Below are 20,849 nucleotides of genomic sequence, written 5' to 3' on the forward strand. Positions count from 1 at the left end.
ACGATTGTCGCGCGCACAGTGTGGCTTGGGGTTCCTCCTATTCTCAGCCGTGGGAATTGCGGCTGCCGGCCGCGAGACATTCGGCGGCGACGGTGATCGCCGCTCGCAACTGGCTATGGCTGAGAGCCGCGTAGCCGATCGGTGCGCCGAAGGTGCGCGGACTCCCGGCGTGATGGCGCGCCAGGCCGTCGAGCCGTACCCCGCGATCGCGGGCGTGGGCGATCGCGGCTTCCTCGACCGCCGTCGAATCGAGCGGAACGAGCACATGTGATCCGGCATGGTCGCCGACGACATCGAGCCCGCGCGCGCGAAGTTCGGCAACCACCAGCGCCCGCCGCGGCGGCATCTCACGGCGCAGGCGGCGCAGGTGACGGGCCAGGTCGCCGTGCCGGGCGAGCTCGGCGAACACCAGCTGACCGGCGGGGGCCGGGCAGGTGCCGATGCTTTCCCGGTGGGCCGTCACGGCTTGCGTGATTGCCTGGGAGGCGACGAGCCAGCCGACACCCAGGGTGGTGGACAGAATTTTCGAGGTGGTGCCCAGATGGATCACCCGATTCGGGTCGAGACTCGCCAGCAGCGGCAACGGGGCACTGTCGTACCGCAATTCGCCGTCGTAGTCGTCTTCGATGATCAGCGCGCCGGTACGGCGGGCGAAGTCGATCAGTTCGACACGACGAGCGGCGGGCATCCGGGTGCCGAGCGGGAACTGATGGGCCGGGGTGCAGTAGACGGCACGCACATCGGCGGGAATTCTGTCCACTCGAATACCCTTGTCGTCCAGCGGTATCGGCAGCACCTCGATTCCCGCGGTCCGGAAGGCGCCGACCGCGCGGAGGTAGCCGGGATCCTCGACGGCCACGGTCTCGCCGCGGCGCAGCACGGCGTGTGCGAGTTCGCCTACCGCCGAACTGGTGCCCGAGGTGGCGAGGATGACACTGTCGGTGCCGGGAGCGAGGCCGCGATGGCGGAGCAGATGTTCGGTGATCATGGCCAGGTAGTCCGGTTCGCCACCGCGGTCCTTGCGCGCCGACGGCATCCGGTCGCTCGCCACGCGCCACGCGCGACGCCAGGCCGCGCGGTCTATCGCCGCTACGCAGGGGGAGCCCGGGGTCAGGTCGAGCAGTTCGCCGAAGGGATCCGAAAGAGCATTCGCCGCAACGGTTTCCGGCACCGATGCCGGTGCGGCTGTGAGGTAGGTGCCCGAGCCGTGCCGCCCGGAGATCCACCCCTCGGCATGTAATTGGTCGTAGGCGGCGGTGACCACCGTGCGGCTGACGCCCAGCCGGGCGGCCAGGGCACGGGACGAGGGGAGTCGCTCGCCACCTCGCAGTCGGCCGGCCGTCGCCGCGGCGCGCAGTTCGTCGGCCACCTGGACCGACAGCGGGCGTGGTGAATCGCGATCGATCGACAGCGGGAGGTCCTCCACGGTGCTCCCTTCGGCTCGAATGCCCGACCGCGACGATGGTGCGGCGTCCGCACAAGTGGACGTCCGGAATAGCTCCTGATTGGCCATATGACGATGCCACCCGATCGTAGACCCTGGTCATATGACAGGAACACCCACTCGCCCGAAGCTCTCGCCGACCTCGCGGAGCACCGTCACCCGCTACCGGGACCGCGCCGCCACCAACCGCGCGGCCCTGGACGAGGTGCTCGACGCCGGGCTGATCTGTCATATCGGGGTGACCCTGCACGGCGCGCCCGTCGTGCTGCCGACGGTCTACGGCCGCAGCGCGGACACCCTGTATCTGCACGGATCCACCGGCGCCGGTAACCTGCGCGCCGCCCTCACCGGTGACATCTGTGTCGCGGTGAGTCTGGTCGATGCGATCGTGTATGCCCGGGCGGCCATGCACTTTTCGATGAACTACCGCTCCGCCGTCATCCACGGGCGTCCGGTCGAAATCACCGACCTCGAGGAGCGGCTACGCGCGTTGCGCGCCATCGTCGAACATTCCGCCCCCGGCGCCTGGGACACCGTGCGCGCTCCCGACAAGAAGGAGTTGGCGGCCACCCTGGTCTTGGCCCTCGACCTCACCGAGGCGTCGGTGAAGACGCGCACCGGCGATCCCTCCGACGATCCCGCCGACCTGAACAGCGACGCCTGGGCGGGCCTGCTCCCGATCCGTCAAGTCTTCGGCGATCCGATCCCGGCGCCCGACCTGGTACGCCCGGGCGCCGTCCCGGACCACGTGACGGCGCGGATCCTCACCACGCGGTGACCGGTACCTCGAATCGTTCGATCGCCTTCCGCGCGAAATCGACCAGCGCATCGGAGGATTCGATCCGCTCCTGATCCAGGCCCACCACAGCGAGGGTGTACGTGTGCCCGATCCGGCACAGGTAGGCCGCGAGGCGGGTACGGGGGAGCGCCGTCGGCTGCAGTCCGGGATGGATGGCCCGGGCGGCGACGCCGGTGCAGCGATGTGGGCCCAGTTGCGCCAGCGAGGCCGGGAGGGTGCCGATGTTCGAGCACAGAATGTCACGTTCGCCCGCACCGCGGGAGAGCCGATGGGCGACGCGCGCGGGCAACACCTGCAGCAGTTCCGCGGGCATACCGTCGGGTCCGGAGATGTGGTATTCGTATGCGGCCCGGCACTTCTCGCGCAGGGACGCTGGTGTGTCGGTGCGCTCGACCACCACTTCGGTCATCGCCATGTCGTTGTCGACGCGGCGACCGTCGCGGGTGTCGACGGGAACGGCGGCGGTTATCGCCGGATCGGGAAAGCCGCTGTCCCACAGTATCTTCGCGATGATATGGAGGAACAGGCTGTTCGCCGTTCCGCCCCGCCCCGCCGCGGCCAGCTCCCAGTCCGCCGCCGGAAATTGCAGGACCGCATTGGATGTCGTCGCCGTTTCGGCGCTGCGGCCGGCTCCGCCACCGGATCCCCGGGGCGCCCCATGTCGCAGGGCGCGCGTGGTGCCGGACAACACGGTGGTCCACTGCCGGGCCGCATCGGCCCAATCCGACTGCGGCGCCGCATATTCCGTGAGCGGCGTGCCGGCCAGCGCGTGGTCGACGGCCAGCGCCAGACCGCGTCCGTCGGCGAGGGCATGTGAACACGTCAGTGCCACCACCGAACCGCCCTCGCGCAGCGCCGCCGCGGACAGCCGCCACCCCGGCCCGAATTCCGGATCCAGATCGTAGCCCTGTTCGTCGGCCCAGCTCAGCAGGTCGACGGTGGCGATGCCGCCGCCGGCGATGCGCAACGGATGGGCGCCGTCGTTGCGCCGCCAGTACGGCCGCGCCCCCGGAACGCGCGGCCGCACGACGCGGCGGCCGAGCGGGCCGACGCGCAGGGCGGTGTGGATCTGTTCCAGCAGCCGCCGATCGATCGGGTCGGCGGTGCGCCACAGTCCCTGCAGCGCACTGGGAGTGCCCAGACCGCGGTGGGCGCGCAGGAAGATCTCGTCGACGACGGTGAGCCGGCTCATCGCCGCTCAGGCCGGCGATCCGTGCCGGCCCGCCCCGCCGGCGAACCGTTGCGCGCCCTCGAGCGCACCGTCGGCCAGCGCGGTGAAGCCGTAGCGGAACTCGCGGGCCATCGCCTCCGATTCGTCCAGCCCCCACTGCTCCAGCGCCGACATCCGGTCCGCACGCAGGCAGATCTGCGGCAGAGCGGCCAGTTCGGCGGCGAGTCGCTCTGCGGCGGAACGGGATTCACCGGGAGCGACGACCCGGTTGACCAGTCCGATCTGCAAAGCCTCGGATGCGGCGACGGCTCGACCGGTAAGAATCATGTCCATCGCCCGGCCCGCACCGACGATGCGCGGCAGCCGCACCGTGCCACCGTCGATCAGCGGCACGCCCCAGCGACGGCAGAACACACCGAATGTGCTGTCCTGCTCGGCGATTCGCAGGTCGCACCACAGTGCCAGTTCCAGTCCACCGGCGACGGCATAGCCCGAGACGGCGGCGATCACCGGCTTGGACAGCGTCATGCGGGTGGGGCCCATGGGTCCGTCGCCGTCTTCGGCCGCCCGGTTGGACTTCTCGGTGCCCAGCGCTTTCAGATCCGCCCCGGCGCAGAAGGTGCCGCCGGCGCCCCACAGCACCGCGACCGCCGTACTGTCGTCGGCGTCGAATTCGCGGAACGCCTCCGCCAGCGCCTGGGCTGTCGGTCCGTCGACGGCATTACGTGCCTCGGGGCGATGCAGGATCACCGTGAACACGGGCCCGCTGCGCTCGATTCGTACGCTCACGAATTCGACCATACGGCCCGCCCCGGCCCTTGCGTCAAGAAATGAATATGTGATTCACTTCTTGCGTGGCGTACCGCAGAACCCCCGCTGTGCAGGCGCGACTCGACGCGCAGTCGCGCGCGATCGTGCACGCCGCCATGAAGGTGCTCTCGGAGCAGGGCTTCGGCGGGCTGTCGATGGCCACCGTCGCCGCGGCGGCCGGAGTCGCCACCGGAACCGTCTACAAGAGTTTCAGCGGTAAGGCCGAGCTGGTCACCGCCGTCTTCCGGGATGTCGTCACGCGCGAGGTCGCCGCAGTCGCGCAGGCCGGGGCGGAGGGCAGCGTCGTCGAGCGCGTCACCGCCGCGGTGGAGACCTTCGCCGGGCGCGCGCTGAAGAATCCCAAACTCGCCTACGTCCTGCTCGCCGAACCCGTGGACGCGAGCGTCGACACCGAACGCCTGCGCTTCCGCAGGGCGTTCGCCGAAACCTTCGAGACCGCGATCGCCGACGGTGTCGGCGCCGGGCAACTGCCACCCCAGGACCCGCGCACCACCGCCACCGCGCTGGTCGGTGCGATCGGTGAGGTGCTGGTCGGACCGCTGGCCGAGCAGGTGCACAGCGATTCCGTGGTGCCCGAACTCGTCGCCTTCGCCCTGCGTGCCCTCGGCGCGCACGAATAGGAGAACTCATATGGCCACGCACGAAGTGTTCAACCAGGTCCCGCCGATCACCCCCTTCGACTTTTCCCGCAACCCGGCCCTGATCGAGGGCCTGCACCGTGAGGGCGCGGGCTGGGCGGAGGCCGAGGTGCGCGAATTGGGCGCGCTGGCAGGCAGTTTCGAGGCGCAGGAGTGGGGCCGGCTGGCCAACGAGTACCCGCCGGTGCTGCACACTCACGATCGTTACGGCCATCGGGTGGACGAGGTGGAGTTCCACCCCTACTGGCACAACCTGATGGACGTCGCCGTGCGCCACGGCCTGCACGGCAGCCCCTGGCTCGACGATCGGCCCGGCGCGCACGCCGCCCGCGCCGCGAAGTTCTACACCTGGGGCGTCGCCGATGCCGGACATATGTGCCCGATCTCCATGACCTATGCCGCGGTGCCGGCACTGCGCCACAATCCGGAGCTGGCCGCGCGCTTCGAGCCGCTACTCGGTTCGCGCAGCTACGATTTCGGCCTGCGTGAGCCCTCGTCGAAGGCCGGTCTGATCGCCGGGATGTCGATGACGGAGAAGCAAGGCGGCTCCGATGTCCGCGCCAATACCACGACGGCCACACCGCAATCCGACGGCACGTATCGCATCGTCGGGCACAAGTGGTTCACCTCCGCACCGATGTCGGATATGTTCCTGACGCTGGCGCAGGCACCCGACGGCCTGTCCTGCTTCCTGTTGCCGCGGGTGCTGCCCGACGGCACCCGCAACGCGCTGCGGCTGCAGCGCCTGAAGGACAAGCTGGGCAACAAGTCCAACGCGTCCTCGGAAATCGAGTACGAGAACGCGACGGGCTGGCTGGTCGGCGCCGAGGGCGCGGGTGTGAAAACCATCATCGAGATGGTGAACATGACCCGTCTCGACTGTGTGATCGGTTCCGCGACCGGCATGCGCACCGGCGTGGTCTACGCCGCCCACCACGCCCGGCATCGAGAAGCCTTCGGCGCCAAGCTGATCGACCAGCCCGCCATGCGCAATGTGCTGGCCGATCTGGTGATCGAATCCGATGCCGCGACGACGGTGATGATGCGGCTGGCCGGCGCCACCGACCGCGCCGCGACCGACCCTGCCGAGGCGGCGCTGCGCCGAATCGCGTTGGCGGTCACCAAGTATTGGGTCTGCAAGCGCGCCCCCGCGCATGCGGCCGAGGCGCTGGAATGCTTCGGCGGCAACGGCTACGTCGAGGAATCCGGCATGCCGCGGCTGTATCGGGAGGCGCCGCTGATGTCGATCTGGGAGGGCTCGGGCAACGTGGCGGCGCTGGATGCCCTGCGCGCCATGGGCCGGCAGCCGGAAACGGTCGAGGCCTACTTCAACGAGGTCTCGCTGGCCCGCGGCGCCAACCACCACCTCGACGACGCGATCGACCGCATCGGCAAGGAGCTGACCGACCTCAGCGCTATCGAGTTCCGCGCCCGGCGGGTGGTCGAACTGATGGCGCTGGTGCTGCAGGGCGCGCAGCTGGTGCGCCACGGCCATGCCGCCGTGGCGGATGCGTTCTGCGCCAGCCGATTCGGTGGCGACTGGGGGATCGCCTTCGGCACCCTCCCGGTGGGAGTGGATACCGAGGCGATCCTGCAGCGCGCCTTCGTCTGAGCCGGATTCGCTCGATCCGGCTCAGCCCACCGGTTCGCTCGACATCTCCCACGGGGCCTGCGGCAGTACGTCGCCGGTCTCGAGCAGGGACTTGAGGTTGGCCAGCACGGCTGGCCAACCGCTCGAAATGCCTTGCAGCATTTCCTGGTTCGGCAGATTTTCGTGCGTGACGGTGAGGCGGACGATATCGCGGTGCGGTTCGACCAGGAAGGTCACCAGCGACGGCGAGCGGTCGGCATCCGGCATGTCCTCGAAGGTCACCACGAGGCGGTGCGGGGGATCCGATTCGATCACCTCGCCGACGACGTCGACGGCCTCCGAGCCGTCGACGCGGCGGTGCTCCCAGCGCGAACCCGGTTGCCAGTCCGACACATTCGCGTGTCCCCAGTACCGGGCGGTGAGATCGGCGTCGGTCAGTGCCTTCCACACCTGGTCGGCGCTGGCGTGAATATAGGTGACGTAGACGTAGTTGGGCACGGTCGTGCTCATGGCGTACTCCTCAGCCTGGTTTTTGATGGCCCGGATCGCATCCAGTCGCGGCCTGTCGAAGACGGAGATCCATCGTTGTTCGATGTCGTGGATAGGTGCCGGATTGATGTAGTGCACCCGTTCCCGCCCGCGTCGCAGCACGGTGACCAGTCCCGCTCGCACCAGGGTGTCGAGATGCTGGGTCAGTGACTGCCGCGCCATCTCCACCCGCTCGCACAGTTCGCGCAGAGTCTGCCCGTTCTGCTCGCGAAGACGATCCAGCAGCAGCCGCCGTGTCGGGTCGGCCAATGCCTTGAAGACCACGTCCAAATCCGGTTCGGGTTGCACGGGAAAATTATGCAGGTATTTACCTGCATAAGTCAATGGCTGCCGGTGCGGTTCGGGGAGAGCGGTGGCAGGGAGGTCCTCACGGCGTGGCGGCGATGGCCAGGCCGATCAGCGCGACCACCTTCAGCAGCTCGAGCCCGATGTACCAGTAGTGCGCCGTCGAGCGCGGTCCCGCGTCACCGGCCAGTACTCGGTTCGAACGCCGGGTCAGCGGCGGCCGGACCGCCACCACCTGTATCGCCAGCACGATCACCGCGCCGATCAGCCACCCCCAGGTCGTCCCGCCCGGACCCACCACGGCCGCCGAGACCAGCAACAGCACCGCCAAGACGGCCTCGGTGATATTCAGCGCCTTGAACACCAGCCGGCCGATACCCAGGCCGAGCGCGAGCGTCACTCCCGGCGCGCGGAACTTCAGCGGCGCCTCCAAGAAGGAGATGGCCAGCACCATGCCGAGCCACAGCATCGGCAGGAACCACAGCAGATGTTGTGCAACCGAGGTCATTGTGCGGACGTTACAACGCCATGTCGGCCCGTGGCAGCGCCGTGCTCACATTCCCGGCATGAGATCAATGACGCATCCGGGCGAGGTATTTTCGTGGTGGCCGTCAGCGGTGGCCGCGATACCACCGAATCAGCGCATCGGTCGACGAATCCGATTGCGGTGCCGGATCTTCGGCGGAGGTCAGCAGCGGCTCCAAGGTGAGCGCCTGCTGTTTGCCCAGCTCCACGCCCCACTGGTCGAAACTGTCGATTCCCCAGATGGTGCCCTCGACGAAGACCTGATGTTCGTAGAGCGCGATCAACTGCCCGACCACCGAGGGGGTGAGCTGCGGGGCCAGGATCGTGGTGGAGGGCCGGTTACCGGGCATCACACGATGCGGCACCAGGGCCGGATCGAAGCCCGGAGTTCCGCCGTCCTCGGCCTCGATCTCCGCCGCCGTTCGCCCGAAGGCCAGAACCTTCGTCTGCGCGAACAGATTGCTCATCAGAATGTCATGCATGCTGCCGGAACCGTCGCGCGTCGCGAGATCGTCGGTGGGACGGGCGAATCCGATGAAATCCGCCGGCACCAGCCGGGTGCCCTGATGCAGCAGCTGGTAAAAGGCGTGCTGCCCGTTCGTTCCGGGCTCACCCCAGAAGATCTCGCCGGTCGAGGTCGTCACCGGACTGCCGTCCAGGCGCACCGATTTGCCGTTCGACTCCATGGTCAGCTGCTGCAGATAGGCCGGGAAGCGCGCCAGATCGTTGGAGTACGGCAGCACCGCGCGCGACTGCGCGCCGAAGAAATTGGAGTACCAGACCCCGAGCAGGCCGAGCAGAATCGGCGCATTGCGCTCCGGCGGCGCGGAGACGAAATGTTCGTCGACACTGTGCATTCCGGCCAGGAATTCGGCGAACCGCTCCTTTCCGATCACCGCCATCATCGACAGCCCGATCGCGGAATCCACCGAATAGCGGCCGCCGACCCAATCCCAGAACTCGAACATATTCGCGGTATCGATACCGAAATCGGCCACCCGCTGCGCGTGCGTGGACACCGCCACGAAATGTTTGGCGACCGCGTCCTCGCCGAGCGCCGCGACCAGCCAGCGCCGCGCCGCGGTGGCATTGGTGAGCGTCTCCAGCGTCGAAAACGTCTTGGAGGCAACGACGAACAGAGTGCGGGCCGGATCCAGACCGTCGAGCTTCGCGGTCAGGTCCGCCGGATCGATATTGGAGACGAACCGCGCCGAAATGCCGGCGTCCGCATAGTGGCGCAACGCCTGATACAGCATCGCCGGACCGAGATCGGAGCCCCCGATGCCGATATTCACCACCGTGGTGATGCGCTCGCCGCTCGCGCCGCGCCACTGCCCGGAACGCACCGCATCGGTGAAATCGCCCATCCGGCGCAGGATTTCGCGCACCTGCGCACCCGCGTCGGCGCCGTCGATCATCATCGACGCACCGGCCGGCAGGCGCAGTGCCACATGACCCACCGCGCGGTCCTCGGAGGTGTTGATGTGCTCACCCGCGAACATCGCGTCCCGGCGACGCGCCACACCCGCCGTCTCCGCCAGATCGAGCAGCAGATCGAGAGTTTCGCGGGTGATGCGGTGCTTGCTGTAGTCGATGTGGAGATCGCCGACCTCGACGGTCAGTTCGCGTCCCCGGTCCGGATCCTCGGCGAAGAACTCGCGCAGATGCCGGTCGGCCACGGCCGAATAGTGATCGTGCAGTTTCCGCCAGGCCGCCGTCGCGGTGATGTCGCTGCTCACCCCCGCGAGATTACAGTCCCATTCCCCGACGCGCAGGTGGTGATGTCGCTGGCTCTGCCGACGCGCGAGATTACAGTCCCATTCCCCGACGCGCAGGTAGGTGCAGGCCCCCCGGCAGTTGCCCGCGCCCGCGGCTGCCGCGGCCTACCCTGAGCACATGGTGTCGCAAACCGACTTACTCGAATCCGTCCCCACTCAACTCTGGATCGGCGGTCCGGTGGATGCCACCGGGAGCGCCACCTTCGCGGTCGAGAATCCGGCGACCGGAGAGCCCCTCGCACACGTCGCCGACGCCACGCCCGAGGATGCCGTGCGCGCCCTGGACGCGGCCGTGGCCGCGCAGGACAGCTGGGCCGCGACCCCGGCCCGCGAACGCGGTGAGATCCTGCGCGCGGTCTACGAGCGGATCGTCGAGCGCACCGAGGACTTCGCGCTGCTGATGACCCTGGAAATGGGTAAGGCGCTGCCGGAGAGCCGCAACGAGGTGCGCTACGGCGCCGAATTCTTCCGCTGGTTCAGCGAGGAAGCGGTCCGGGTACACGGCCGCTACCAGACCGCGCCCACCGGCACCGGCCGCATCGTCGTCCACAAGCAGCCGGTCGGGCCGTGCCTGGCCATCACCCCCTGGAATTTCCCGCTCGCGATGGGTACCCGCAAGATCGGCCCGGCACTGGCCGCCGGCTGCACGATGATCGTCAAGCCGGCGTCGGCCACGCCTCTGACCATGCTGCTGCTGGCGAAGCTGTGCAGTGAGGCCGGGCTGCCGGACGGCGTGTTGTCGGTAATCACCTCCAGCCACTCGGGCGCGGTGACCGAGCCGCTGATCAACGATCCGCGGCTGCGCAAACTCACCTTCACCGGTTCGACCGGGGTCGGCAAGAAACTGGTCGAGAAGTCCGCGAACGGCCTGCTGCGTACCTCGATGGAACTGGGCGGCAACGCCCCGTTCGTGGTCTTCGACGACGCCGACATCGATGCCGCGGTGCAGGGCGCGATGCTGGCGAAACTGCGCAACGGCGGCGAGGCCTGTACCGCTGCCAACCGGTTCCACGTGCACAACTCGGTCCGCGCGGAGTTCACCGACAAACTCGTCGCCGCCATGCAGGAGGTCAAGCTCGGCCCGGGTGACGACCCGTCGACCACCCTCGGCCCGCTGATCAACCAGGACCAGCTCGACACCGTCAGCGAACTGGTCGACGACGCGGTCGAACGCGGCGCCGAGGTGCGCATCGGCGGTAAGGCGCCCGGTGGGACCGGGTACTACTACCCGGCGACCGTGTTGTGCGAGGTGCCCGAACAGGCCCGCATTCTCAGCGAGGAGGTATTCGGCCCGGTCGCGCCGATCGTCGGGTTCGATACCGAGGAGGAGGGCCTCGCCGCCGCCAACGACACCGAATTCGGTTTGGTCGCTTATGTGTACACCCGCGATCTGGACCGTGCGCTGCGCATCGCGGAGGGGCTCGAGAGCGGAATGGTCGGCATCAACCGCGGCGTCATCTCCGATCCGGCGGCGCCGTTCGGCGGGGTCAAGGCCTCCGGATTCGGCCGCGAGGGCGGCTTCGAGGGAATCGAGGAGTATCTGTCGACGAAGTACATCGCCCTGCCCTGACCCGGCAGTCCCCGGATACGAAACGACCGCCCCGGGGGATCGGCACCCGGGGCGGCCTGGGGTCGCGGAGTTCGTCGAGACGATCGCCGCGTGGTCTCGGTGGGCTGCCGATACGGCAGTCCGGTCGTGGGTCGGCTCAGTGGCCGAGGCGGCTGTGACTCAGTGGCCGAGACGGCTGTGACTCAGTGGCCGAGACGGCTGTGACTCAGTGGCCGAGACGGCCGCGGCCCAAGCGGAGCAGCAGCATGGCCAGCGTGTGACCTTCCTGACCCAGTTCGCTGAAGCGCTCCAGCACCTTCATCTCGCGGGAATGCACCAGGCGCGGGCCACCGTTGGCCATGCGGGTGCGGCCGATGATGCGCGAGACCTCGGTGCGCCGCTTGATGGCCGCGAGAATCTCGGCGTCGAGGCGATCGATCTCCTTGCGGAGCTTCTCGATCTCCGCCTCGCTACTCGGCAACGTCGCATCGGAACCGGTCGCGGGTTGATCAATCGGCTCAGTAGAGGTGCTCATACTTTCTTCTCCTCGTGTCAGAACTTCGATCGGCGTGCGGCCCTGCCCCGTTACCGATCTAGTTCCTCCACCGTGAAACAGACCTGTTCGGCCTTGATTGTCCCCCGTCGAGTGTGCGCTCACGTGCGAAATAGGCGACCACGAATACCTTCGTTCGCCCGAACAGCAGAGGTCGTGAGCGCGCTGGTCATGTGGCCAGTCTGCCACGCGGGGCAAGTGAGGCAAAGTTCTCCTCGGTGAGAATGCGCTGAAATCGCGCCGGACTACAGCATGTCGGTGGGCGCCGGTAGCGTGGATGGACGATGGAGACGACGGTGGCTGGGACGACGGTGGCTGGGACGGCGGGAACGGCAACGGTGGGTACGGCAACGGTGGGTACGGCAACGGTGGGTACGGCGGTGACGCGAGGTGCGGGGAAATCCGCGCAGCAGGCCGATCGACAGGCGCAACGCCTGCTCGAGGGCTTGAATCCGCAGCAGCGGGCGGCGGTTGTGCACGCGGGTTCCCCGCTGCTGATCGTGGCTGGCGCCGGCTCCGGGAAGACCGCCGTACTGACCCGGCGGATCGCCTATCTGCTGGCCGAGCGCGGGGTCACGCCGGGACAGATCCTCGCCATCACCTTCACCAACAAGGCCGCGGCGGAAATGCGTGAGCGGGTGATGGATCTGGTCGGCCCGAGCGCCGCCGCCATGTGGGTCTCGACCTTCCACTCGTCCTGCGTGCGTATTCTGCGGATGCAGTCGAATCTTTTGCCCGGCGCGTTGAACTCGAACTTCTCCATCTACGACGCCGACGACTCGCGCCGCCTGCTGGCGATGATCATCCGCGACCAGAATCTGGATCCGAAGAAGTATTCGCCGCGCCTGCTCGCGACCGCCATCTCCAATCTCAAGAACGAGCTCATCGACCCCGAAACGGCCACGGCGGACGCGGAATCCGACGAAACCGAACTGCCCGGCATCGTCGCCCGGGTCTACACCGAATATCAGCGGCGGCTGCGCGCGGCCAACGCGTTCGACTTCGACGATCTGATCGGCGAGACGGTCGCGCTGCTGCAGCGCCACCCGCAGGTCGCCGAGTACTACCGTCGCCGCTTCCGCCACGTCCTGGTCGACGAATACCAGGACACCAACCACGCCCAGTACGTGCTGGTGCGCGAGTTGGTCGGTCATCATGTGCGACCGCCGGCCGGCGAACTCGCCGACGCCGACGCGGGTGCCGAGGCGGCCGATCCGGAATACACACCGGCGCGCCGCGACGATGTGGTGCCGCCCAGCGAACTGTGTGTGGTCGGTGACGCCGACCAGTCCATCTACGCGTTCCGCGGGGCGACCATCCGCAATATCGAGGAATTCGAGCGCGATTTCCCGGACGCGGAAACGATTCTGCTGGAACAGAACTACCGGTCCACGCAGCACATCCTCTCGGCGGCCAATGCGCTCATCTCCCGCAACGAGAACCGGCGCGACAAGAAGTTGTGGACCGATTCCGGCGAGGGCGATCTGATCGTGGGCTACGTCGCCGACAACGAACACGACGAGGCGTCGTTCGTCGCGCGCGAGATCGATCGGCTGGTCGAACAGGGCGACTACAACTACGGCGATGTCGCGGTGTTCTATCGCACCAACAACAATTCGCGGGCGCTGGAAGAGATCTTCATCCGCATGGGGCTGCCGTACAAAGTGGTCGGCGGAGTCCGGTTCTATGAGCGCAAGGAGGTCCGCGATGTGGTCGCCTACCTGCGCGTGCTGGAGAATCCCGACGATGCGGTGAGCCTGCGCCGCATCCTCAACACGCCGCGCCGGGGAATCGGTGACCGCGCCGAGGCCTGTGTGGCGGTGCATGCCGAACAGCGTGATATCGGTTTCGCGGCCGCGCTGCGCGACGCCGCCGACGGCAAGGTGGCCCTGCTGAACACCCGCGCGCAGCGTGCGATCGCCGGCTTCCTCGATCTGCTCGACGAGATCCGTGCGGCCGGTGTCACCGCGGACACCGAATTCCCCGATGTGGGCAATGTCGTCGAGGCGGTCCTGGACAAGACCGGCTACCGTGCCGAACTGGAGGCTTCCGACGATCCGCAGGACGGCGCCCGGCTGGACAACTTGAACGAATTGGTCAGCGTGGCAAGGGAATTCAGTTCCGAGGCGCGCAACAATGTGGAGGCCGCCCGCGAGGAGGGCCTGCTGCCCGAGGCGGCCGACGGCGAGCCGGACCCCGGTTCCCTGGCGGCGTTCCTGGAACGGGTCTCGCTGGTGGCCGATACCGATCAGATCCCGGACGAGGGTTCCGGCGTGGTCACCCTGATGACCCTGCACACCGCGAAGGGACTGGAGTTCCCAGTGGTGTTCGTGACCGGCTGGGAGGACGGGCAGTTCCCGCATATGCGCGCGCTGGGCGATCCGGCCGAACTGGCCGAGGAACGCCGCCTGGCCTACGTCGGGATCACCCGCGCCCGGAAACGGCTCTACTTGACCCGTGCGGTGGTGCGGTCCGGCTGGGGACAGGCGGTCTCCAATCCGGAGTCCCGCTTCCTACAGGAGATTCCGGGCCATCTGATGGATTGGCAGCGTCTGGAGCCGACTCCGCCGTCCGGCGGACGTGGCTTCCGCCGCCGCGGCGAGGACGACGGCCTGGAACGCGATTGGACCCGCGGCGACGGCTGGGCCCAGCAGCGCCCCGGCCTGCGCGACCGCAGCCCCGCCCGCCCCGCGGCCAAACACAACAACTCCGGACTCGTCCTCGCGGTGGGCGACCGCGTCAGCGACGACAAGTACGGCCTCGGCCGAGTGGTCGCCGCCGAAGGCTTCGGCGCCCTCGCCACCGTCACGATCGACTTCGGCACCGCCGGCAAGATCCGCCTCATCCCGCAGTACAGCCGGACCCTGGTCAAGCTCTGAGCGGCGGTTCCGGCGGGCTCGCGCTCAGCGGCGCGCCGGGACCACGGACTTGACCATGACGACTTCCACGCGGTCGTCCACGTCGAGATCGGCGCGCTGGAATTCTTCGGCGCCTCCGCCGGACCCGGTCTCGAATTCGAATCCGTTGCGGCGGTACAGCGCGATGGCAGGCTCGTTGTCGGCGAAGACACCGAGCCGGAGGGTGGTGTAGCCGCGTTCGGCAGCCCAGTGCTCGACAGTGGTCAGCAGCAAATCGCCTACGCCCAGACCCCGCGCGGACGGGTCGACCCACATCGAAATCACCCTGGCCGCAGTATCTTCCGGCCCCGGTACCCCGCTGGCCATCCCCACCGGTTCGCCGTGGTGCAACGCCAGCAGATCGCGCGCACCCGGTATATCCAACCGCGCGCGCCAGCGGTGCTCGCGGTCGCCGTCGCCCTGCCATTCCGCCAGCCGGGTCCGGTACGCCTCCGGTGCCCCCGCCAGTGCTGCCAGCCGAACCCGGCGCCAGACACGCCAGTCCTCAGCGCCGACCACTCGAATTTCGATCATGACGCGAGACTGACCGCCGCATGCGCCCGCCGGCAACACCTTTTCCCGCGCGGGCCTGCGGCCGGTCACCGCGAGGAATACACGCGGCCGGGGGACGCTCAGTCGCGTTCGGGGCCGAGGGAGATGCCGCGGGAGGCGAGCCAGGGGAGGGGGTCGATCTTGTCCTGGCCGTTGAGCCACACCTCGAAGTGGCAGTGCGGGCCAGTGGAGAAGCCGCGGTTGCCGACGGTGGCGATCTGATCGCCGGCGAGGACGTGCTGACCGACCGAGACGGTGGCGGTGTCGACGTGGCCGTAGACCGTGATGGTGCCGTCGGCATGCTGCAGGCGGACCCACATGCCGAAACCGGAGGCCGGGCCGGCGCTGATCACATCGCCGTCCTCGACCGCGTAGATCGGGGTACCGATGGGGGCGGCGATGTCGACACCCAGGTGCTGCACACCCCAGCGGCTACCGAAGCCCGAGGTGAAGGTGCCGTTGGCGAACTTGGAGAACAGGGGGCGCAGTTTCGCCGATTCCTGGGCCGCGAGTCCGGCGGCGAATTCCTGACCGTGCTGCAGGATGTCCTGGAACTGACTGAGATCCGCGACCGGCGCGACATTGAGAACCTGCGGCGACTGCGGATTACCCGCCTGGGTGCTGACCGCTTGGGCCGCGATTTCGTGGACCTGACCGGCGGCGTCGTAGTCGGCAGTCGCATTGTGATGCTGGCTGCCGGACTCCATTCCGGCCTGTCCGGCGGCGACCACCGCGCCGGCGGCGACCGCCACCACGGCGGCGCGGCCCTTGAGCGCGGCCGGTGGGGTCGGAACACGGTGTGCACCGCTGAACCGCTTCGGGCCCTCCGCCGTGGCGCTGGCCTCATCGGCCTCGGCGCCGTCGCGCTTCCAGGGGCTGCGCAGCCGGGCCAGGTTGATCGGTTCGTTGCCGGCGGGCTCGTCGTAGCCGTCGGGAGCGGCGTAGTCGGCCTCGTCCTCGGGGTAGTGCACGCCCCGGCTGTCGTGGAAACCGGGATCGGCGGCGGCCCATTCATCGGTCCGCGGCCACTGCGGATCGGCGGTCCAGTCACCGTCGGGCTGGGCCTGGGCGCCCCACGGCTGCCACTGCCCGGAATCGTCCGAACCGGTTGCGCCCCAGGTGTTCTCGGCCGAGTGCGCGGTGGTCGCGGTGAGACCGACAACGGCCGCACCGCCGGACGGCATCCAGCTGTCGGCACATCCCGGCATACTGCGCGCGGGCGAGGCCGCAGGCTCCTCGGAACGGGAACCGGTGTAACCGCCGAAGGATTGGTTACCACCGAAGTATGGATGCTGGTCGAGGGATTCACCGTCGGCGCGGTAACGGCGAGCGGACTGCGGCCGATGCCCAGGTTGTAGGCGACCATGACTCATCGGCGGACTCCGAGACCGGATAATGCGGGGGAGCCGGATGGCGCGGGACGGGCTGCGCCGGTAAAACGGCTCGCTACCTGCGGAGCACTGTGCTGCAACAAGCCTGCCGTCCTCCTGATCGGTGCGGTGTACGCGGCCTCATCCGGGTGGGTTCGCCGATGTCTTGTACCAGGTGTTCTACCAGCTGGGTCTTCCGACCGAGTGACGAGTATTCCCGTCCCGCCTGTGATCTGGCTGTGACATCGACCGCATCGACGGTAACGAAACGATTGCAGGTGAGCAAGCGCTGCGCTCGATAAGGGGGTACTTGTGAGATTGATCACGTCTAGGCCCCGGAATATCTCACGTCCTGTCGGGCATGTGAGTGAGAACAGGCAACTACACTACGTAGTAGCCGATGTGGCAATTCGGACCATCGTCCGCTCTACCTGGCGGCGCGCCGGCAAGCTACTCGCCAGTAGCCTTGGCCAGCGGTTTTGCCCGGGCGGGTGCCCGCTCGTGACCTGCGCCACTTAGGCTGTATGCGGCTGATTTCGGTGACGTCGAACTGATTAGAGTCCGACTCGACCCGCTTCCGACGACGGGCCGCCAACAAAGTCGTTGTCATAACAACGCAGACGAGACGGTGAGTACATGGATCTCTTCGAATATCAGGCGAAGGAACTCTTCGTGAAGCACGGAGTGCCTTCGTCGGAGGGCCGCGTCACGGACTCGGCCGAGGACGCCCGTGCCATCGCGACCGAAATCGGCAAGCCTGTGATGATCAAGTCGCAGGTCAAGGTCGGTGGCCGCGGTAAGGCCGGTGGTGTGAAGTACGCCGCCACCCCGGACGACGCCTTCACCCACGCCTCCAACATCCTGGGCCTGGACATCAAGGGCCACGTCACCAAGAAGATCCTGGTCGCCGAGGCCAAGGACATCGCGGAGGAGTACTACATCTCCTTCCTGCTCGATCGCGCCAACCGCACCTACCTGGCCATGTGCTCGGTCGAAGGCGGTATGGAGATCGAAGAGGTCGCCGCCACCAAGCCCGACCGTCTGGCCAAGGTGCCGGTCGACGCCGTCAAGGGTGTGGACCTGGCCTTCGCGCGCTCCATCGCCGAGCAGGGCCACCTGCCCGCCGACGTGCTGGACGCCGCCGCGGTGACCATTCAGAAGCTGTGGGAGGTCTTCGTCGCCGAAGACGCGACCCTGGTAGAGGTGAACCCGCTGGTCCGCACGCCGGAGAACGAGATCCTGGCGCTGGACGGCAAGGTCACCCTGGACGAGAACGCCGACTTCCGCCACCCCGACCACGCCGAGTTCGCCGATCGTGACGCCACCGATCCGCTGGAGCTCAAGGCCAAGGAGAACGACCTCAACTACGTCAAGCTCGACGGTGAGGTCGGCATCATCGGTAACGGCGCCGGCCTGGTCATGTCGACCCTGGACGTGGTCGCCTACGCCGGTGAGAAGCACAACGGCGTGAAGCCGGCCAACTTCCTCGACATCGGTGGTGGCGCCTCGGCCGAGGTGATGGCCAACGGTCTCGACGTGATCCTCAACGACGCGCAGGTCAAGAGCGTGTTCGTGAACGTGTTCGGCGGCATCACCGCGTGTGACGCGGTGGCCAACGGCATCGTCAAGGCCCTGGAGATGCTGGGGTCGGAGGCGAACAAGCCGCTGGTGGTCCGCCTCGACGGCAACAAGGTCGAAGAGGGTCGCAAGATCCTCGTGGAAGCCAACCACCCGCTGGTGACCCTCGCCCAGACCATGGACGAAGGCGCCGACAAGGCCGCTGAACTGGCTGCGGCCAAGTAAGGACGAACGAGAATGTCTATCTTCCTGAACAAGGACTCCAAGGTCATCGTCCAGGGCATCACCGGCGGTGAGGGCACCAAGCACACCGCGCTGATGCTGAAGGCCGGCACCCAGGTCGTCGGCGGCGTCAACGCCCGCAAGGCCGGCACCACCGTCTCGCACACCGCCAAGGACGGCTCGGCCGTCGAGCTGCCGGTGTTCGGCACCGTCGCCGAGGCAATCAAGGAGACCGGCGCCGACGTGTCGATCGCCTTCGTGCCGCCGAAGTTCGCCAAGGACGCCATCATCGAGGCCATCGACGCGGAGATCCCGCTGCTCGTGGTCATCACCGAGGGCATCCCGGTGCAGGACACCGCCTACGCGTGGGCCTACAACCTGGAAAAGGGGGGAGCGGAGGGTCCGAAGACCCGGATCATCGGCCCCAACTGCCCCGGCATCATCACCCCGGGCGAGTCGCTGGTCGGCATCACCCCGGCCAACATCACCGGCAAGGGCCCGATCGGCCTGGTGTCGAAGTCGGGCACCCTGACCTACCAGATGATGTACGAGCTGCGTGACTTCGGCTTCTCGACCTCCATCGGCATCGGTGGCGACCCGGTCATCGGCACCACCCACATCGACGCCATCGAGGCGTTCGAGAAGGACCCGGAGACCAAGCTCCTCGTCATGATCGGCGAGATCGGCGGCGACGCCGAGGAGCGGGCCGCGGCCTACATCAAGGAGAACGTGACCAAGCCGGTCGTCGGCTACGTCGCGGGCTTCACCGCGCCGGAGGGCAAGACCATGGGCCACGCCGGCGCCATCGTCTCCGGTTCCTCGGGTACCGCCGCGGCGAAGAAGGAGGCCCTCGAGGCCGCGGGCGTGAAGGTCGGCAAGACCCCGTCCGAGACCGCCGCCCTGGCGCGCGAGATCCTGGAGAAGGCTTCGATCACCGCTTGATCGCAGGTACTGCGAAGGCCGCCTTGTCTCGACAAGGCGGCCTTCTTTCATCTCGGCAGGTGAACGACGTGCTGCTGGGCAGTCAGCAGCTCGCTGCTGGGGAGTCACAGCTCGCTGTGGCGGGCAGGTCAGGTGGGCAGGTCACAGCTCGCTGTGGCGGGCAGGTCAGCAGCGGTTGTCGTGGGCAGGGAACAACCGTCGTTCAGGGTGCCGGGAACAGGTGGCACATGCCGAGGGCCCGCACCACCGTGCAGAACAGTTCCGAAACGTCCATCCGATACCTCCGATCGTCTTCGGTGACAATCGGTGACAACACGATCGAGACCGGTATGTGGTTCATTGTGAATTCTCGAGCTTGCCGCCAGTGGCGTCGTGGCCGTGACCGGCGCGCTCGAGTGCAGTAGCGTCAAGGGCATTCAGCCTGAAAGCCGATGAAGGACTCGATAGGAGACGACCACATGTCCTACCCGACCGGGGGATCCGGGTACAACGCGCCCAATCAGACGCCCGGGCCCACACCCTCGTCCGCCCCGAGCTTCGGCCAGCAGCCGACAGGTAGTACCGGCGGCGGCTCGGGGCTTTCGGCGTTGAGCGGCAAGGGCCTGACGTTCTACCTGACCGTCGGAATCGCCGCGCTGGGTGTCATCAACTTCTTCCTGGGCTTCCTGGGATTCGCCACGCTGGATCTGTCCTCGTCGAGCGGCAACTCGAACGACCGCACGCTGAACCTCTTCAACCAGGGCGGCACCGCCCCGCTGGCACTGTTGCTGTTCGCGGGTGTGCTGGCCGGAATCTCGCTGCTGCCCAAGCAGAAGCTGAACCCCCCGATCGTCGCGGCAGCCTCGGTGGTGGGCTTCCTGACCATCTTGTTGCAGGCGCTGGATCAGGGACCGGCCTTCAAGACCGCGGGCGCCGGCTGGGTCGTGGTGTTTCTGTCGCTCGTTCAGGCCGCTGCTGCCGTCGTCGCACTGCTGTTCGCGGCGGGCATCCTGTCCGAGCCCGAGGCCAAGCCCGCGGCAGCCGCCCCGGGCGCCGGCGGATCGAGCGCCTACGGTCAGCAGTCCTCGTACAGTCAGAGCCAGCCTGGTCAGCAGCAGTCCTACGGTCAGGCCCAGGCCGGCCAGCAGGCCGCTTACGGCCAGTACGGCCAGCAGTACGGCCAGGCGCAGGGTCAGGCCCAGCAGCAGGCGAGTCAGCAGCAGGCCGGTTACGGGCAGTACGGCCAGCAGTACGCCCAGGGGCAGTACGGTCAGCAGCCCTCGCCGTACGGCCAGCCCGGTCAGCAGCCCTACGGGCAGCCGGGCCAGCAGGGTTACGGCGCGCAGGGTGCCCAGTCGCCCTACGGCCAGCGTCCGCAGACCGGTGGTGACGAGGCCGCGACCCAGCACTTCGGCGCCGCGGGCCAGCAGCCCGGCCAGCAGTACGGGTCGCTGAACTTCGGTCAGCAAGGCCAGCAGGGCCAGGCCGGGCAGACCGGTCAGCCCGGCGCCCAGCCGTTCGGCGGCGAGCAGACCGGCAACCCGGCCGCGGACGCCACCAAGGCCTTCCGTCCCGAGGACGACCAGAAGTAGATCC

The 20,849-nt window shown here is 67.9% G+C and carries 17 protein-coding genes; 8 read left to right on the forward strand and 9 right to left on the reverse strand.

From position 1 onward, the window contains the following. Positions 1-43: 43 nt before the first annotated feature. Positions 44-1,426 carry a MocR-like pyridoxine biosynthesis transcription factor PdxR gene (pdxR, locus tag C5E41_RS09760; RefSeq protein WP_258080863.1) on the reverse strand — a complete coding sequence of 461 codons (1,383 nt, stop codon included), beginning with the start codon at positions 1,424-1,426 and terminating at the stop codon, positions 44-46. A gap of 121 nt (positions 1,427-1,547) precedes the next feature. Between pdxR and C5E41_RS09765 the strand changes: the two genes are divergently transcribed. Continuing rightward, a complete protein-coding gene (locus C5E41_RS09765; RefSeq protein ID WP_104375516.1) occupies positions 1,548-2,222 on the forward strand; it encodes a pyridoxamine 5'-phosphate oxidase family protein in 675 nt (224 codons plus the stop codon). Here the strand turns inward: C5E41_RS09765 and C5E41_RS09770 are convergent. Continuing rightward, positions 2,209-3,435 carry a hypothetical protein gene (locus C5E41_RS09770; protein WP_104375517.1) on the reverse strand — a complete coding sequence of 409 codons (1,227 nt, stop codon included), beginning with the start codon at positions 3,433-3,435 and terminating at the stop codon, positions 2,209-2,211. The two genes, C5E41_RS09765 and C5E41_RS09770, sit on opposite strands and share 14 nt — an antisense overlap. Before the next feature lie 6 nt (positions 3,436-3,441). After that, complete coding sequence (locus C5E41_RS09775) at positions 3,442-4,203, reverse strand: crotonase/enoyl-CoA hydratase family protein (RefSeq protein ID WP_219823127.1); 762 nt, start codon at positions 4,201-4,203, stop codon at positions 3,442-3,444. A 65-nt stretch (positions 4,204-4,268) separates the two neighbouring features. Here C5E41_RS09775 and C5E41_RS09780 point away from each other — a divergent pair, with 65 nt between their 5' ends. Continuing rightward, positions 4,269-4,865, forward strand: coding sequence for a TetR/AcrR family transcriptional regulator (locus tag C5E41_RS09780; RefSeq protein ID WP_104375519.1), 597 nt, complete (start codon positions 4,269-4,271; stop codon positions 4,863-4,865). Positions 4,866-4,875: 10 nt separating this feature from the next. Then, positions 4,876-6,495, forward strand: a complete 1,620-nt coding sequence (locus C5E41_RS09785; RefSeq protein WP_104375520.1) for an acyl-CoA dehydrogenase family protein — start codon at positions 4,876-4,878, stop codon at positions 6,493-6,495. A gap of 21 nt (positions 6,496-6,516) precedes the next feature. Here C5E41_RS09785 and C5E41_RS09790 read toward each other — a convergent pair whose 3' ends face one another. The 3 genes from C5E41_RS09790 to pgi all read right to left on the reverse strand — a co-directional run bounded on the left by C5E41_RS09790 (position 6,517) and on the right by pgi (position 9,572). Further along, positions 6,517-7,287, reverse strand: coding sequence for an ArsR/SmtB family transcription factor (locus tag C5E41_RS09790; RefSeq protein ID WP_219823133.1), 771 nt, complete (start codon positions 7,285-7,287; stop codon positions 6,517-6,519). A gap of 103 nt (positions 7,288-7,390) precedes the next feature. Continuing rightward, positions 7,391-7,816 carry a hypothetical protein gene (locus tag C5E41_RS09795; RefSeq protein WP_104375521.1) on the reverse strand — a complete coding sequence of 142 codons (426 nt, stop codon included), beginning with the start codon at positions 7,814-7,816 and terminating at the stop codon, positions 7,391-7,393. 103 nt (positions 7,817-7,919) lie between these two features. After that, on the reverse strand, positions 7,920-9,572 hold the full coding sequence (pgi, locus tag C5E41_RS09800) for a glucose-6-phosphate isomerase (protein WP_104375522.1): 1,653 nt from the start codon (positions 9,570-9,572) through the stop codon (positions 7,920-7,922). Between the two features lie 157 nt (positions 9,573-9,729). Here pgi and C5E41_RS09805 point away from each other — a divergent pair, with 157 nt between their 5' ends. Then, positions 9,730-11,181 (forward strand): NAD-dependent succinate-semialdehyde dehydrogenase, encoded by a 1,452-nt coding sequence (locus tag C5E41_RS09805; RefSeq protein WP_104375523.1) that lies wholly within the window; start codon positions 9,730-9,732, stop codon positions 11,179-11,181. Between the two features lie 205 nt (positions 11,182-11,386). Here C5E41_RS09805 and C5E41_RS09810 read toward each other — a convergent pair whose 3' ends face one another. Then, positions 11,387-11,695, reverse strand: coding sequence for a chorismate mutase (locus C5E41_RS09810; RefSeq protein WP_036505489.1), 309 nt, complete (start codon positions 11,693-11,695; stop codon positions 11,387-11,389). A 302-nt stretch (positions 11,696-11,997) separates the two neighbouring features. Between C5E41_RS09810 and pcrA the strand changes: the two genes are divergently transcribed. Continuing rightward, positions 11,998-14,592 (forward strand): DNA helicase PcrA, encoded by a 2,595-nt coding sequence (gene pcrA, locus C5E41_RS09815; RefSeq protein ID WP_104375524.1) that lies wholly within the window; start codon positions 11,998-12,000, stop codon positions 14,590-14,592. A gap of 24 nt (positions 14,593-14,616) precedes the next feature. Here the strand turns inward: pcrA and C5E41_RS09820 are convergent, their stop codons facing one another. Together C5E41_RS09820 and C5E41_RS34940 are read right to left on the reverse strand one after the other, a co-directional pair. Then, entirely contained in the window at positions 14,617-15,144 is a 528-nt protein-coding gene (locus C5E41_RS09820; RefSeq protein WP_104375525.1) for a GNAT family N-acetyltransferase, read from the reverse strand. Positions 15,145-15,242: 98 nt separating this feature from the next. Next, complete coding sequence (locus C5E41_RS34940) at positions 15,243-16,535, reverse strand: M23 family metallopeptidase (RefSeq protein WP_258080864.1); 1,293 nt, start codon at positions 16,533-16,535, stop codon at positions 15,243-15,245. A 633-nt stretch (positions 16,536-17,168) separates the two neighbouring features. Between C5E41_RS34940 and sucC the strand changes: the two genes are divergently transcribed. From sucC to C5E41_RS09840, 3 genes are all read left to right on the forward strand, one after another. Continuing rightward, positions 17,169-18,335: an ADP-forming succinate--CoA ligase subunit beta gene (gene sucC / locus C5E41_RS09830; RefSeq protein WP_104375526.1), complete on the forward strand. Its 1,167-nt coding sequence runs from the start codon at positions 17,169-17,171 to the stop codon at positions 18,333-18,335. 12 nt (positions 18,336-18,347) lie between these two features. Beyond that, a complete protein-coding gene (sucD, locus tag C5E41_RS09835) occupies positions 18,348-19,274 on the forward strand; it encodes a succinate--CoA ligase subunit alpha (protein ID WP_104375527.1) in 927 nt (308 codons plus the stop codon). 458 nt (positions 19,275-19,732) lie between these two features. After that, a complete protein-coding gene (locus C5E41_RS09840) occupies positions 19,733-20,845 on the forward strand; it encodes a DUF5336 domain-containing protein (RefSeq protein WP_104375528.1) in 1,113 nt (370 codons plus the stop codon). The last annotated feature ends 4 nt before the right edge of the window (positions 20,846-20,849 follow it).

This window comes from Nocardia nova, from assembly GCF_002933465.1.
GTDB lineage: Bacteria > Actinomycetota > Actinomycetes > Mycobacteriales > Mycobacteriaceae > Nocardia > Nocardia nova_B.

Excerpts from the sequence above, each read along its gene's own strand:
- C5E41_RS09810 (WP_036505489.1), bottom strand. The coding sequence starts at position 11,695 with ATGAGCACCTCTACTGAGCCGATTGATCAACCCGCGACCGGTTCCGAT.
- C5E41_RS09805 (WP_104375523.1), top strand. The coding sequence starts at position 9,730 with ATGGTGTCGCAAACCGACTTACTCGAATCCGTCCCCACTCAACTCTGG.
- sucD (WP_104375527.1), top strand. The coding sequence starts at position 18,348 with ATGTCTATCTTCCTGAACAAGGACTCCAAGGTCATCGTCCAGGGCATC.
- C5E41_RS09820 (WP_104375525.1), bottom strand. The coding sequence starts at position 15,144 with ATGATCGAAATTCGAGTGGTCGGCGCTGAGGACTGGCGTGTCTGGCGC.
- C5E41_RS34940 (WP_258080864.1), bottom strand. The coding sequence starts at position 16,535 with ATGAGTCATGGTCGCCTACAACCTGGGCATCGGCCGCAGTCCGCTCGC.
- sucC (WP_104375526.1), top strand. The coding sequence starts at position 17,169 with ATGGATCTCTTCGAATATCAGGCGAAGGAACTCTTCGTGAAGCACGGA.
- C5E41_RS09795 (WP_104375521.1), bottom strand. The coding sequence starts at position 7,816 with ATGACCTCGGTTGCACAACATCTGCTGTGGTTCCTGCCGATGCTGTGG.
- C5E41_RS09785 (WP_104375520.1), top strand. The coding sequence starts at position 4,876 with ATGGCCACGCACGAAGTGTTCAACCAGGTCCCGCCGATCACCCCCTTC.
- C5E41_RS09765 (WP_104375516.1), top strand. The coding sequence starts at position 1,548 with ATGACAGGAACACCCACTCGCCCGAAGCTCTCGCCGACCTCGCGGAGC.
- pcrA (WP_104375524.1), top strand. The coding sequence starts at position 11,998 with ATGGAGACGACGGTGGCTGGGACGACGGTGGCTGGGACGGCGGGAACG.
- C5E41_RS09840 (WP_104375528.1), top strand. The coding sequence starts at position 19,733 with ATGTCCTACCCGACCGGGGGATCCGGGTACAACGCGCCCAATCAGACG.
- C5E41_RS09770 (WP_104375517.1), bottom strand. The coding sequence starts at position 3,435 with ATGAGCCGGCTCACCGTCGTCGACGAGATCTTCCTGCGCGCCCACCGC.